This window comes from Vreelandella venusta (assembly GCF_007989605.1).
Lineage (GTDB): Bacteria > Pseudomonadota > Gammaproteobacteria > Pseudomonadales > Halomonadaceae > Vreelandella > Vreelandella venusta.
Map to the genome: position 1 here is coordinate 141,215 of NZ_BJUL01000004.1, position 14,259 is coordinate 155,473.

Genomic DNA, 14,259 nt, shown 5'->3' on the forward strand with positions numbered 1-14,259 from the left:
GACAAAGGGGGCGCGCCACTAACAGGCTGTTTGTTCAATGAAGGGGCAGTTAGGCATCATCTGCCAGCGCAGGCAGCAGCGTTTTCAATTTGCGGGTCAGTGTATTGCGCCCCCAGCCGAGTAATTCGGCGGCTTCTCCTTTGCGCCCGCCGGTATGTTTTAGCGCCGTTTCAATCAGAATGCGCTCAAAATCCGGCACGGCTTCTTCCAACAGGTGGGTGTGGCCTTCCGCCAACGCGTGGTCAGCCCAATCCCTGAACGCGGAACGCCAATCGCCATAAACACTGCCTTCCGAAGCGCTGAGCGAGCGCAATTCTGGGGGCAAGTCCTCAATAAGAATTTCGCGGCCAGAGGCCATTACCGTTAGCCAACGACAAATATTTTCTAATTGACGCACATTGCCCGGCCACGGCAAGCGGGTAAGATGCGCTTCTGCTTCGGGCGTTAACACCTTGATATCGGTGGCCAGCTCTTTGGCTGCTTCCGCTAAAAAATGGCGGGTTAAACGCGGAATATCTTCCCGACGTTCGGCAAGCCGCGGCAGATGAACGCGAATCACGTTTAAGCGGTGGAACAAGTCCTCCCGAAACCGCCCATCGTCAACTAACGATTCCAGATTCTGATGGGTAGCGGCAATAATACGTACATCGACTTTTACAGGCGTATGGCCACCCACGCGATAGAATTCACCATCGGCTAACACACGCAGCAAGCGCGTTTGCGTTTCAGCGGGCATGTCACCAATTTCATCGAGAAACAGCGTTCCACCGTTAGCCTGTTCAAAGCGGCCTTGGCGCTGTTGCGCTGCCCCGGTAAACGCGCCCTTCTCATGGCCGAATAGTTCAGACTCAATCAAGTCGCGGGGAATTGCCGCCATGTTCAGCGCAATAAACGGCTTGCCTGCCCGTGGGCTATGTTGGTGCAGCGCCTGAGCAACACGCTCTTTACCGGTGCCAGACTCACCGTTAATTAACACCGTGATGTGGGAGTGGGAAAGCCGCCCAATGGCGCGAAACACTTCCTGCATAGCAGGCGCTTCACCAATAATCTCCGCACTTAACCCTTCCGGCACGCTGACCGGGCGTTGGCGCTCTCTTGCATGAGCGACCGCACGGCGCACCAGCGCCAGCGCTTCGTCCACATCAAAGGGTTTAGGCAGATACTCAAAGGCGCCCCCTTGGTAAGATGCCACGGCACTGTCGAGGTCCGAATGCGCGGTCATCACAATCACCGGCAGGTCAGGGTGTGCGTCACGCACCCGGGACATTAAATCCAGCCCATCAATGCCGGGCATTCGAATGTCAGTTACCAGCACATCCGGTGGATTTTCTAACAATCGCTCCAATGCGGTATCGGCGCGTTCAATACACTCGATATCCAGATCTGGCTGCGCTAAGGCCCGCTCTAATACCCAACGGATGGCGCGGTCATCATCGACAATAACCACTCGTGCCACATCGGTTTGTGTCGCCTCAGTCATGACGCTTCTCCGGTGAAATTAACAACCAATGGAATCAGTAAACGAAATTCGGTATGTCCAGGGCGTGAGTCGCATTCGATCAATCCTTGATGTTGGTGCAAAATCGATTGAGCAATTGATAGCCCAAGGCCGCTACCTTCTGCGCGCCCAGAAACCATGGGATAGAAAAGCGTTTCACGTAACGTTTCAGGTATGCCGGGGCCATTATCAATAACCCCCACTTCACTAACTAAACGATGGCGTTCAGCGCCCAGCGTAAATTGGCGCCGGGCGCGGGTGCGCAACGTAAGCTCCGGCGAGGGCGTTGCTGCATCACTCATGGCCTGTACCGCGTTACGTGCCACATTCAGCACCGCTTGGATCATCTGAGACTCATCACCAGAAAGATCCGGTAAACTCGGGTCATAATCACGACGGATTTCAACATGCGGATGCTCGGCAATCAGCAGGGCTCGCACCCGCTCTAACACTTTATGGATATTGACCGGCTCATGTTTGACGATGCGATTGGGGCCCAACATGGAGTCGACCAAATCTCGCAGCCGGTCCACCTCTTCCACAATAATATGGGTGAATTCACGTAGTGCAGGATCGTCCAGATCGCGCTCCAATAATTGGGCAGCACCGCGAATCCCGCCTAAGGGGTTTTTAACTTCATGAGCCAAGCCCCGCGCCAAGACTTTGATTGTCTCTTGCCGGGTGGTCAGCGCTTCTTCCCGGGAAATCTGCATCAGCCGATCACGGGGCTCTACTTCAAGTAACAATTCATCGGCTGAAAGCGGGGTCACGGTGTAGTCCACCGTTAATGGCTCGCTGTTCTGCGGCGTAATACGTGCTTCGCGTTGGGTATAGGGATGAAAGGCATCTCGCGCTTTAGCGAGGACATCATCAATACTCTCATCGCCCCCTAACAGCGTGTCTAAACTAATGCCCTGCACACGGCTAAAACTCACCGCTAGCAACGCTTCCGCTGCCGGGTTCATCCAACGAACACGGAGTTCACCATCTAGCAGTAAGACTGCAGTGGTGAGGTGTTCAAGTAAGCGCTGGTACATGGCGTATCCTGAAGCGTCGCTGTAAAAAATAGCGTTAATCGAGCGTATAAAAGAGAAACTGCAAAAAGCGCGCCAATTAACCATTTGCACGGCTAATGAGCAGGAGACAGGGGCGTAGCGAGCTGTTATGGCACAGCCCGTGCTGTCAGCCGCCCACCTATTGCACCATTATAGTGCACGCGACCCATCAACAATAAAAATAATCACCCCATCAGTGCGGCACTGCAGACAACGCTTTCCCCGCCAACAGGCCTCTTCGACTCACTATTCTGTGGTATAAAAAAACCTGTGGTATAAAAAAACCCCGCCGAAGCGGGGTTTTAGGCCAATCACACCCTGGGGTGGTACTAGCAGATATGTTTAGCTATCGCTCTTAACAGCTGTAGTACATATCGAACTCAATCGGGTGAGTGGTCATGCGAATGCGCTCCACTTCTTCCATCTTGAGGTCGATGTATGCATCGATCATGTCATCAGTGAACACGCCGCCTTCGGTCAAGAACGCACGGTCTGCGTCGAGCGCTTCCAATGCTTGGTCCAGGCTGTTAGCAACGGTCGGTACTGACTTACCTTCTTCTGGCGGCAGGTCGTACAAGTTTTTATCCATGGCATCGCCAGGATGGATCTTATTCTTAATACCGTCGATACCCGCCATCAGCAGCGCCGCGAACGACAGGTAAGGGTTGGCGGTCGGGTCAGGGAAACGTGTTTCAACACGCTTACCTTTCGGGCTAGCGGTGTATGGGATACGGATAGACGCAGAACGGTTGCGAGCGCTATAAGCCAACATAACCGGCGCTTCAAAGCCAGGCACCAAACGCTTGTACGAGTTAGTAGAGGCGTTCGTGAAGGCGTTCAGAGCACGGGCGTGCTTGATCACACCGCCAATGTAGTAAAGCGCCATTTCGGAAAGCCCAGCGTACTCATCACCCGCGAACTGATTCTGACCATCTTTCCAGAACGACTGGTGCACGTGCATACCAGACCCGTTGTCACCAACAAGCGGTTTCGGCATGAACGTCGCGGTTTTGCCGTAAGCGTGGGCCACGTTGTGGATCACGTATTTCATTTCCTGAACTTCGTCAGCTTTCTTCACCAGCGTGTTGAATTTAACGCCGATTTCGTTCTGACCCGCGTTAGCAACCTCGTGGTGGTGAACCTCAACGGTCTGGCCAATCGCTTCCAGGGTGTTACACATTGCACCACGGATGTCATGGAAACTATCAACCGGGGGAACCGGGAAGTAGCCGCCTTTAACGCGCGGGCGGTGCCCTAAGTTACCGCCTTCTACCTGATTACTGGTCGCCCAAGCGCCTTCATCAGAGGTAATTTTGTACATGGAACCCTGAATATCGGATTTCCAATGAACTTCGTCGAAAATGAAGAACTCAGGCTCAGGGCCAAAGAAGGCGGTGTCGCCCAGGCCGGTGGACTGCAGGTAAGCTTCTGCGCGCTTGGCAATAGAACGCGGGTCACGGTCATAGCCCTGCATAGTGGCAGGCTCGATGATATCGCAACGCAGGATCAGGGTAGCGTCTTCGGTGAAGGGGTCGAGGAAACCAGTACCATCTTCAGGGCGAAGAATCATGTCGGATTCGTTGATGCCTTTCCAGCCCTCGATAGAGGAACCATCGAACATCTGACCATTTTCGAAAAACTCTTCGTCCACGTCCCGTGCCGGTACGGTGACGTGCTGCTCTTTACCGCGCGTGTCGGTGAAACGCAGATCTACCCATTTAACATCATGCTCTTCGATTAGCGCGAGAGTCTTGGCTGACATAGTGTCCTCCGGTAGGAACGTGGCTTAAGCTTGTGACAGTAAGCTACCGATTAAAGAGTTATTAAACAAACCGGCTATCGTTGTAGCACGCCGAGAGGCATCTGCCTACGACCCGCTAGCCGCTGGCTAATACTAAGCACAGAGCATGCCAACCCTGCACCAACATAGCATACATTAACTCTAAGACCTTATTTTTAAAAGACTAAAAAATAAGGCATCGTGCTTCTTCATGTAGCATAACACTGCCTACAATAACGAGCTTCGCCTAAAATAGTCATTTAACTCAGAAAAACGCACCAATAAAGAACAAGCAGAGACTGGCAGGCACCAATGTGGTGCACATCAAACATCGACTATTTTCCTCATCACTTTAAACTTTAGCTTGATACCAAAAGAAACTCACGCCTACAATTGATTACAAACAGATAGATTTAATAACAAACGGTTTTCACAACAGGTTTTCACAACACAGGAAGCCACTCGCATGGGCACGGTCTGCTTTATTGTTGATGCGTCAGTCACAGGTGCCCTTTTACCACGTCACCTGCGCACTATTCGCCAAACAGGCTTTGCAGACCACACACTTCCCATTATCGTGACCAGCGCCACTCCCGACCCACGCATGCAGGACATTGAGCAACGCTACCATGCTCACTTTCTTGTCACCCCTTCCCAGCCATTAGGCGCAAGGATCAATCGTGCAGCGTATCTCAGCCAAGCGGACTGGTTGCTAATTGCAATGCAACAACAGACGCCGGTAGCCAAATTATGGTGTTTACTTTACCCCCAGCTAGACACGTACACGCTGGATGCTTTTTTGATTGGCAGCGAGCCACCCCGCTTATCCGAACGCTTACTCCAATGCTTTTTAGGCGCAAGCGTCGCTATTCCTCCCTACATAGCCATCAGGCGCACGTGGTTCGAGCGCTTGGGAGGCTTAGACCCAGAGTTAGATGAAGCAGCGCTGGCTGATTTACTTCAGCGCCTTTATGCATGCCCTACCCGTTTACAAACCTTCAGCATAGACGCATCAGGGGTTACTCGCGGCTCGCTATCAAGGAGTAACAAACCCTACCGGCCTCCTCCCAGTTCGCATACGGATACTTAACATCACTTATAGCTTAGGACTTCCTGCTGGCTAGACGCTCAAATGTTTACCAATGAGCACTCCCATCGCTGTCATAGTGTTAACCATATTATTCACCACGAATAAGCCAATACCATCGGCAAGAATCGGTTAATGCACTAACCAAGCTATAAACAGCACAAAGAAAGGCACTACCTAGACTGCTTTTAAACACAAGCTCTTTGAAGGACAAGTTCTTCGGAACACCAGACTAATCAACCAGCGAATGCGCCTACAACGGGCCTAAACACCTTAATGCCTCAGCAGTCATTGGCTCTATCGCACCAACGCACACTACACTTAAACATCACGCTACCTAATACCGCTCAACAAAAGGACACTGACAATGCACCAGCATATCGAATGGGATGAACCTGGCAGTGCAAGCGTTGTAGAGTTTTTTAAAAATGACCCCGACCACAATCCGCCCTACCCAGGCGCCATGCTCTCAGCCCGTTATCTAGGCCGCATTGTGCGGGTAAAAGTAGAAGCCTATCGTGATGAAGATGCCGTCAGCATCGGCACCGTTGCCGCTATTCTTGATCGTCACGGGCACCACCACGATTCCCACCACGAGCTTAACGTAGGTGACATCGTCCGGCTTCCCGATGACAAACGCGCGATGGAACACTGGGACGAGGACGATTAAGAGTAACCGCCATCACAAACGACAAAAGCAAGGCGCGCCCTTTTAAAGGGCGCGCCTTGCCAAACCGAATCAACGGAAACATTTACCCCGCTTTCTGAATTTCCACCGAATGCGGATAAGGTATTGAAACACCTTGCTTATCAAAGGCTTCTTTGACGGCTTTCGTCATATCAAATTTCACATCCCAATAGTCCGCGGCATCGACCCAAAGCCGCACACTAAGATCCACACTACTGGCTCCCAGGTTAGTAACTTTTACCCAAGGTGCAGGATCACCATGGATACGGCTGTCGGCCTCCGCCAAGCCGCTGATGATCGCCATGGCCAGATCAGCATCATCGTCATAGCCAATCCCGAACACCAGATCGACACGGCGTGTCGAGTGATGAGAGAAGTTAGTGATGATAGCCCCCCAAGCCTGCCCATTAGGCACAATAATTTGCACGTTGTCAGGCGTCACTAATTCCGTCACAAACAGGTTGAGATCTTTTACCGTACCGGACGTGCCCCCAATATCCACAAACTGACCCAGTTTGTAAGGACGAAACACAATCAGCATAAACCCCGCCGCTAAATCACTCAGCGTGCCCTGCAACGCCAAGCCAATAGCCAGCGTGGCTGCGCCCAACACAGCAACTAGCGAAGTAGCCTGAATACCAAACAGACCCAGTACCGTAATAAATACAACCAGTAGAATGCCCCACTTCACCAAGGCTGCAAGGAAATTGCCCAGAGTAGGGTCGATACGCGGTATCGCATTCACCCGCTTACGCACTAAGCTGCTGACGATCCCAGCAGCCATCCAGCCCACAATCAATACCAACAATGCTTTCACGGCATTGATAATCAAAGGAACGTAAGCTCCAAATTGCTCAAGAAAGTTTTCCACGACGTAATATCCTCTAGATGGCAGTTACCGAAACACACCCCAATCATTATGTTAAAGCAGTTTTATTTTTGAACACTCTCTTCCTCACCATATTTAACAATTAAAGCACCATTGTGATGATGACGCCGAAACTGAGAGAGCATTCACACCGACTAAACACTGAACTGTCTGGGCGGCAACATCTAACCTACGAATTAATGAAGGTAATGCACATTTCGAGTAGCGCGGCGTAAGCGTTAGCGCACCCGCGAAAACGCTGCACAGCGATACCAGTTTCAGGTAGCACCAAAGCGGCCTGGGCGGCAGCGCACTCTGGCCCGGTTAAATCAAATCTAACATTAGATTTCTGAGCTGCCTGGGCGGCAGCGCACTTTCCGAACGACACCGCGCCCCCAGCGACCACTTTCTGAGCTGCCTGGGCGGCAGCGCACCGGGTAATTCATCCCATCTCGTGGTGTACCTATTTCTGAGCTGCCTGGGCGGCAGCGCACGGGGTAGGCCACCGCTCTTGAAACCAGTCACTTTTCTGAGCTGCCTGAGCGGCAGCGCACCGTGAGGTGAAAGCCGCCGCTTGGGCGTGTAATTTCTGAGCTGCCTGAGCGGCAGCGCACTTGTGTTTTCTCTTGGTCTAATAATGGAAAATTTTCTGAGCTGCCTGAGCGGCAGCGCACGTGTACGACAGACACGACTATCTTGAAGAGCATTTCTGAGCTGCCTGAGCGGCAGCGCACTTCTAGTTCTTCATCCAGCGCTAGGTGGTTCTTTTCTGAGCTGCCTGAGCGGCAGCGCACGCCTTCCTGTTTACGGCGGCGATCATCGGGCATTTCTGAGCTGCCTGGGCGGCAGCGCACAAACTGAGCATCGACGACCTGGAGTACGTGCTTTTCTGAGCTGCCTGGGCGGCAGCGCACGAGCAAGCCGCGCATTACCTGTATTGCTCGCTTTTCTGAGCTGCCTGGGCGGCAGCGCACCCAGGGTTGTGCTGTGCGAAATGGACTATGCATTTCTGAGCTGCCTGGGCGGCAGCGCACATACTAGGACTAGCAATCTCACTTCTGAGCTGCCTGGGCGGCAGCGCACGCGAATTCAGAGTCGTTGACTGGGATTTCAGCTTTCTGAGCTGCCTGGGCGGCAGCGCACATCTTCGGCAACGAATGGAAGCGCCTGGTGCTTTTCTGAGCTGCCTGGGCGGCAGCGCACAGAGAGATCGGCATGCTGGATGCTTCCAACGTTTTCTGAGCTGCCTGGGCGGCAGCGCACCATCCGCTTGCGATCGGCGGCAGTCATCTCTTTTTCTGAGCTGCCTGGGCGGCAGCGCACCACATGGCAACACGTAAAACCACCGCGCCGAATTTCTGAGCTGCCTGGGCGGCAGCGCACGTGAAGCGGGCCATTTGCCAAAACTTGCGCAGTTTCTGAGCTGCCTGGGCGGCAGCGCACGAAATTACCAAGGTTCGCGTTGAGCGGCTGCATTTCTGAGCTGCCTGGGCGGCAGCGCACGAGATGGTTGATCAGTCCGCGCTGCTAGATGATTTCTGAGCTGCCTGGGCGGCAGCGCACGCTTTCATGGTGCGCTCACTACCCATCAGCCATTTCTGAGCTGCCTGGGCGGCAGCGCACGAAGGAGAACGTATTTGGGGGGATTGGGTCGATTTCTGAGCTGCCTGGGCGGCAGCGCACTACCTGCGGCCGGGTGCATGATCACCCGGCATTTTCTGAGCTGCCTGGGCGGCAGCGCACTTAGCAGTGAGCATGACGGCCATCACATGAAAGTTTCTGAGCTGCCTGGGCGGCAGCGCACAAGGTAGCGGGTTGGCTCGATAAATCACTTCTTTTCTGAGCTGCCTGGGCGGCAGCGCACTTTGAGTCCGTACTTTGTCCATAAAACGATCGCTTTCTGAGCTGCCTGGGCGGCAGCGCACCAGACGAAAGAAGCGGTCGTTGGCGTCGGCAATTTCTGAGCTGCCTGGGCGGCAGCGCACTTCACGCTGGGCAGGACGATTTCGTTTCCACGTTTCTGAGCTGCCTGGGCGGCAGCGCACTTCCATCTTGCGTTGGAGGGCCTGGGCGCGGATTTCTGAGCTGCCTGGGCGGCAGCGCACAAACACACCGTAAAGCTTACTTTCTTGCCACTTTTCTGAGCTGCCTGGGCGGCAGCGCACCAGGTGCTATCGAATAACAAGACCGAGCAGCATTTCTGAGCTGCCTGGGCGGCAGCGCACGTCTTGCTCTCGGCTGGTTTCATGGCGAAACTTTTCTGAGCTGCCTGGGCGGCAGCGCACACGAAAGCCAGTCACTCCCCAAAATGGGCCAATTTCTGAGCTGCCTGGGCGGCAGCGCACTAGCAGGTTCGCCAGCTCGTCGGCTTGGTTGTTTTCTGAGCTGCCTGGGCGGCAGCGCACGAGAACAGTTCGTTGAACCCGCGCACGCGGTTTTTCTGAGCTGCCTGGGCGGCAGCGCACGTTACTTTTATTTAGAGTTCTCCGGTCTTGATTTTCTGAGCTGCCTGGGCGGCAGCGCACTTTTTGCTTTGATTGCTCGTTGAGCAATCTTTTTTCTGAGCTGCCTGGGCGGCAGCGCACTTGTGCTGCCGTCCTCGTGGCTATAGCCCAAATTTCTGAGCTGCCTGGGCGGCAGCGCACCATAGTTAGCACCAGGCCAGTGATTTCCCTTTTTTCTGAGCTGCCTGGGCGGCAGCGCACAAGCCAATAACGGTGCTGTAGCAATCGTTGGATTTCTGAGCTGCCTGGGCGGCAGCGCACAACTGCCCCCAATGATTTAATCACTAGCACCATTTCTGAGCTGCCTGGGCGGCAGCGCACACCTTGCTTTCCTCTTCCCGCTGCCGTGATTGTTTCTGAGCTGCCTGGGCGGCAGCGCACGCTTCTGCTTAGGGGCGGGCGTTTCTTCTTCTTTTCTGAGCTGCCTGGGCGGCAGCGCACGCTTCGACTCGTTTGCCGACCAGCTACTGGACTTTCTGAGCTGCCTGGGCGGCAGCGCACTAGAGCATATCAAAATTAATGTGCTGATTGTTAAAGAGCTTTAGCCAAAAAAAGCGGTATCACCCTTTTTTGAGCGACACCGCTAAGTGGTTGATTATTGGTTGCCAATTTTCACGTTAGAAAAAAGGGTTAAAACCACGGCACGGTAGCGTTACTGCTTAAACCATAGTGGTTAAAGGCACCCGCTACTGCGTTTTCATGAGGCTTGCCGTGTTCTATAAACAGGCTGAATCGCTGCTGGGTAGAACGGCTATTAATCTGCACAAAGGGAAGCTCTATACGTCGTTCAGCCAACTTGGCATAGATCTGCCGTGCCTCATCTTCTGTGATGTTATGCCGTTTAGCATAGCGTTTTGCGCGGCTTGGGCTGCCCGTATTGAACTGCTTGCGCGCCACGTTGATATGCTTCGCTCCTTCAGGCACGGCAAGCAGCTCACTGACTTGCGTGTGGTCGCGCATACCGGTTAGCCAGTCAGCGCCCATCAGTTGCTTCAGCCGCGCATGGGGGCCATGCAAACGCAGATGGCCACCTAGTGTTCTCGCTCCAACACCATGCTTATGATCTGGGAAGCTGACGCCAATATCATTGGCCTCCAGGTCGAAAAGCGCCCGGTGCAACTTGTTGTAAAGCGCGCCCATTAACATTGGCTCTGGAAAATCCGGGTCGGGCCTTAAACGGATATCGATATATTTATCCATGGCTTACCCCGCTTCGCCGAACACACCACCACGGATCAGAGTTGCCATCACAAAGTGCTGGTTCTCCTCAGAAGGCACTTGGTCTTTGATCATCCAGTTATCCAGCAGTGAGTAGAAGTCAGCTTTCTGCTTGGGCTGGCGATACGCTTTGCCCTGGGTGGTCACCGAGCCATAAGGCTCGACGGCGATGGGGCCAAGATCTTCACCATTTTCATTGGGATACCAGGTATCGATGGTACGGATAGCGTTACCCAGCTTCTGCGAGTGAATACCGGCAATCTCGCTGACGTGATATAGCGTTTTGCTCTTGTCGCCCCGGCCTCGATCAAGAATCAGCTCTTGAGAGGGGAACACCTCTTGTCCGCTACCCATGCGGACATAGGCCACCACTTCTAGCAGTAAGTGCTGCTCGCCCGCCAGCGCGGAAGCGATGACGCTCGCAAGCTCTTTCAGCTCGGCCGTATCCTCGAAGGCACGCAACGAGAGTGACAGTGCATCAAACGTCCACTCTTTGGTGGCTTTGCCTTGAGCTAACTGGCGAATACTAACTTCTACTTGCTCTGCGCCCATGCGGTTACGCCACAGAAAGCGACCATTAGCGAGGTTGTTGGCGTAACGGTGCGCCAGCTCGCCAAAGCCTTGCGCTTGTTTATACTCGGCAACGGCCTGTTCCAGTTTGGCCTGGTACTCAGCGTTATTACAGGCCGAAGGCGTTCCGGCGCCAGCCAGTACGCGCAGGGTGAAGCGGGCAACTAGGGTATCTGCATCGTGAGGCAGTGTGGCTACATCGACGGTTTGTAGATTGGGGTTTTCAATCTGCGCATCTAGCTTAGCGGGGTCTTGGTCTTTGGCTTTTAGACGGTTGGAAATAGTGCCGCGTACCGATTTTTCACGCACCTTAACCGGCTGCCATTGCGGTTCATCTTGCCGCTTATCCCAGTTGCTGGCGTAAAGCAGCGCATCGGAAGGGTCGAGCTTGCGCTCAAAAGCGAGGACGGAAGCGGTTTTAAGGGTATCGTTTTTAGCCATGATAAAGCTCCTTGTTTACTGTGCTGAGGCGCGAAGGTGGTAGTCGTTATTGAGTCGGTAGAGGCCCGCTTCTTCGTCGTTATCAACGTACCAAAGCAGGTCTTCGGGTTGCTTCATGCGGTGCGGGCTAACCCATTCGCCAATAGAGTAGAGGCTTTCGACAAAGCGGAACCGGGTCTTGGTATCCCGGGCGTTGGCCACTTCTCCAGAATTAAAAAGATCAGAGATAGCGCCATACCCCACGGGGATAGGCACCAGCCAGCCGCGGTAGGGACGCTGGGCCTGCCAAACGGGCTTCTCGTTCGGTTCGCCTTCGTTTTCCATAACGCAATCGTGATTGAGCCGTGAAAGGTCTAGCCACGCATCCAGCAAACTCGCCTCGGGATTATGCTGTTGCAGCGTTTGGAAATGTTCGGTGAGGTAGTCATCGCGCAGGGTGAGCGCAAACCCTGGCAACCAGCGGCGCTTAAGCTTGGCAAACTGTTTTTGCCGTTCGCCTTCATCGTCATCCAGCGCTACCCATTGCGGGCGTTGTTTATAGCTTGGCACGCTGCGGTTAGGCACCACACTGCCCCCAGCGATACGCATTCCCGCTACCATCTCGCCGACTTGCTCGGCAATATGCCCACGCTCGTTTTCGGCAGCAGCCGTATCAACGGTGAAAATCAGCGTGATATCAAGGTGGACGCGCCCTTCTTCTACAATCGCTGCTGTGCCGCCGGTTTTGTCTACTGGATTGCGAGTTAGGTGAAAGCCGCGAATGTAACCACCTTCAGTGGCCTGGGCTTCAAAGTCGTGGCAAATAACACCGACCTTTTCGAGAGCAACGGTAATTCCTGCGGCGCAAAGCTTGCGCTCCAGGGCATGCATCAAGCCCACAAAAGCACTCATTGAAGGAAAGCCCCAGGTCATTGGGCTGGAAATGGCATTGGCGTTTTGTACCCGCAGGCGCGGCAGGACCAAGAGGTTTTGCACTTTACTCATCGTCATCACCTCCTGGCAGGTTAGTTAGGTCTTCCGTTAGGCTTTCCATCCAGCGGCGGTCACGATCTAATAAACGTTGATGGGTCGTATCTTTCGCCAGCGCTTTCTTCCAGTGGCGGAATTCCACATCACCCAAAGGCAGCTTTCCGCCTAACGCGGCATTCAGCCAGTTAGCAAAGCGGTGGCGAATATCGTCTGCCCACTCCACACTGTTTCGAGCTTCACGAAAAGGAACATCCTCTTCAGCACGACCAGGATCTAGCCAGAAGGCTTCTTCGGCGACTAGTTCACATTTCTCATCGTCGCTCCAACCCGCAGGCAGGCTATGCATCTGCATAGCAAACAGAGCCAACTCATCCATCAACATGGCGGTGTAGTCATCGCGCAGGTCGCGGGTGTGCATGTCGGTAGAGGGATTGGTCTCAAGAAAGCGCTTAAGGTCTCTGACAAGAGAGCGCACTTCTGAGCGACTACCAAAGACCCCTGGGTTAGAAAGCACGGAGGTGACTTTTAGCGGCGGGCGAATATCGCGGATATTCCAGCTGGGCGGAAGCGATGCCAATAAATAGTTGTTGCCTCCCCGCTCGCTATTCAACTGTGAGATATTCTGCGGCTTAGTGCCGCCCATTTTTTGTACCGCTAGGTTGGGGTAATTGTGCACGGATTGTTCCGCGTATTTACCTTCCCGCTTGGCCTTGCGCGCCTCCTTGGCTTCTTCACTAAAGCGATCATGGTTAATAGTTTGAAAGACACGGTGCGCCAGAGAAGTGGCGTAGAGCGGTGCTAGCAGATGGAAGTTCTCAGCGTCATTGTCTATGTCTGCTGCATCATCTCCCACCAGCCAGTAGAGCTGTTTGCCTCGGGTATGCGAGGCATGCTCACCACGCGGTTCGGTAATCGCCGCAAAGGCGATGATCCACGCCTGAGCTTGTTCGGGATTATCGCTTAACGCGTTTGCCAGTTCAGTATCGTTTTCTAGCACACGCTCAAGCAGAGATTTGCCTTCAAACTCTAACTTTAAAAATTTATACACATCCAGTGCTGCAGCGTTACCTACTACGTCACCCGAAAAGTCAGCGGGTAGCGCGTGACTGCCTGCAAGAAAATGTTTGTTTAGCGAATCCGGTGGGGCGTAAAGATTGGAGCCTTTAGCATCGGGATGGATAGGCTTGAGGGAGTGGGTGACGACTTGCAGTTGACCAACGCGCCTTGCCGCATCGTTGATCCAGGTATCGAATTGAAATTGCTCAACCAATGCCTGGTATTTTGGATCGTCAGGAGCTAGCTTTTCCGCTTTGGCATCGAAGCGCTCTTTTAAAAACTGCTCAATGATGCTTCGAGCACCCTTCTGCTGAGTATTTTCCATAGATCATCCTTAAGGGACTCACTTAATTAGAATGAAGCTGTATTCACACTAGGCCAAGCCCCATTTTTTTTGCAAACCAAGTAGTGCGCAGCATATCATTTCCTGTGCTATCCTTTAATATCTGTTGGACATACAGCTCAGTAAAAGTAATGCGCTGCAATTTTTAGCTGCCGAACACGCAGTCTCCAGCGTGACATCCA

Annotated in this window: 10 protein-coding genes and 1 CRISPR repeat array; of the genes, 2 read left to right on the top strand and 8 right to left on the bottom strand. The window is 53.5% G+C overall.

The features are described 5' to 3' along the window. Positions 1-49: 49 nt before the first annotated feature. The 3 genes from glnG to glnA form a co-directional block, all read right to left on the bottom strand. Positions 50-1,480, bottom strand: coding sequence for a nitrogen regulation protein NR(I) (gene glnG, locus HVE01_RS05945; protein WP_125744996.1), 1,431 nt, complete (start codon positions 1,478-1,480; stop codon positions 50-52). After that, complete coding sequence (gene glnL / locus HVE01_RS05950) at positions 1,477-2,535, bottom strand: nitrogen regulation protein NR(II) (protein ID WP_125744994.1); 1,059 nt, start codon at positions 2,533-2,535, stop codon at positions 1,477-1,479. Before glnL ends, glnG begins: the two co-directional genes overlap by 4 nt. 373 nt (positions 2,536-2,908) lie before the next feature. Further along, entirely contained in the window at positions 2,909-4,315 is a 1,407-nt protein-coding gene (gene glnA, locus HVE01_RS05955) for a glutamate--ammonia ligase (protein WP_125744992.1), read from the bottom strand. Between the two features lie 484 nt (positions 4,316-4,799). Here glnA and HVE01_RS05960 point away from each other — a divergent pair, with 484 nt between their 5' ends. Further along, on the top strand, positions 4,800-5,423 hold the full coding sequence (locus tag HVE01_RS05960) for a hypothetical protein (RefSeq protein WP_146943002.1): 624 nt from the start codon (positions 4,800-4,802) through the stop codon (positions 5,421-5,423). 364 nt (positions 5,424-5,787) lie between these two features. Continuing rightward, positions 5,788-6,090 (top strand): hypothetical protein, encoded by a 303-nt coding sequence (locus HVE01_RS05965; RefSeq protein ID WP_125744988.1) that lies wholly within the window; start codon positions 5,788-5,790, stop codon positions 6,088-6,090. Between the two features lie 82 nt (positions 6,091-6,172). Here the strand turns inward: HVE01_RS05965 and HVE01_RS05970 are convergent, their stop codons facing one another. The 5 genes from HVE01_RS05970 to csy1 form a co-directional block, all read right to left on the bottom strand. Continuing rightward, positions 6,173-6,979 carry a mechanosensitive ion channel family protein gene (locus HVE01_RS05970; RefSeq protein ID WP_146943004.1) on the bottom strand — a complete coding sequence of 269 codons (807 nt, stop codon included), beginning with the start codon at positions 6,977-6,979 and terminating at the stop codon, positions 6,173-6,175. 343 nt (positions 6,980-7,322) lie between these two features. After that, positions 7,323-9,981: direct repeats of the CRISPR family, unit length 28 nt; unit sequence TTTCTGAGCTGCCTGGGCGGCAGCGCAC. 129 nt (positions 9,982-10,110) lie between these two features. Further along, positions 10,111-10,680 (bottom strand): type I-F CRISPR-associated endoribonuclease Cas6/Csy4, encoded by a 570-nt coding sequence (cas6f, locus tag HVE01_RS05975; protein WP_146943006.1) that lies wholly within the window; start codon positions 10,678-10,680, stop codon positions 10,111-10,113. A 3-nt stretch (positions 10,681-10,683) separates the two neighbouring features. Further along, complete coding sequence (gene csy3, locus HVE01_RS05980; protein ID WP_146943008.1) at positions 10,684-11,709, bottom strand: type I-F CRISPR-associated protein Csy3; 1,026 nt, start codon at positions 11,707-11,709, stop codon at positions 10,684-10,686. A 15-nt stretch (positions 11,710-11,724) separates the two neighbouring features. Next, entirely contained in the window at positions 11,725-12,693 is a 969-nt protein-coding gene (csy2, locus tag HVE01_RS05985; RefSeq protein ID WP_146943010.1) for a type I-F CRISPR-associated protein Csy2, read from the bottom strand. Then, complete coding sequence (gene csy1, locus HVE01_RS05990) at positions 12,686-14,059, bottom strand: type I-F CRISPR-associated protein Csy1 (protein ID WP_146943012.1); 1,374 nt, start codon at positions 14,057-14,059, stop codon at positions 12,686-12,688. The genes csy2 and csy1 overlap by 8 nt, the downstream gene beginning before the upstream one ends. Positions 14,060-14,259 lie beyond the last annotated feature (200 nt).

What these genes read in the sequence shown, in the direction of transcription:
- cas6f (WP_146943006.1), bottom strand. Translation starts at nt 10,680, where the DNA reads ATGGATAAATATATCGATATCCGTTTAAGGCCCGACCCGGATTTTCCA.
- csy3 (WP_146943008.1), bottom strand. Translation starts at nt 11,709, where the DNA reads ATGGCTAAAAACGATACCCTTAAAACCGCTTCCGTCCTCGCTTTTGAG.
- glnA (WP_125744992.1), bottom strand. Translation starts at nt 4,315, where the DNA reads ATGTCAGCCAAGACTCTCGCGCTAATCGAAGAGCATGATGTTAAATGG.
- csy2 (WP_146943010.1), bottom strand. Translation starts at nt 12,693, where the DNA reads ATGAGTAAAGTGCAAAACCTCTTGGTCCTGCCGCGCCTGCGGGTACAA.
- glnG (WP_125744996.1), bottom strand. Translation starts at nt 1,480, where the DNA reads ATGACTGAGGCGACACAAACCGATGTGGCACGAGTGGTTATTGTCGAT.
- glnL (WP_125744994.1), bottom strand. Translation starts at nt 2,535, where the DNA reads ATGTACCAGCGCTTACTTGAACACCTCACCACTGCAGTCTTACTGCTA.
- HVE01_RS05965 (WP_125744988.1), top strand. Translation starts at nt 5,788, where the DNA reads ATGCACCAGCATATCGAATGGGATGAACCTGGCAGTGCAAGCGTTGTA.
- HVE01_RS05960 (WP_146943002.1), top strand. Translation starts at nt 4,800, where the DNA reads ATGGGCACGGTCTGCTTTATTGTTGATGCGTCAGTCACAGGTGCCCTT.
- csy1 (WP_146943012.1), bottom strand. Translation starts at nt 14,059, where the DNA reads ATGGAAAATACTCAGCAGAAGGGTGCTCGAAGCATCATTGAGCAGTTT.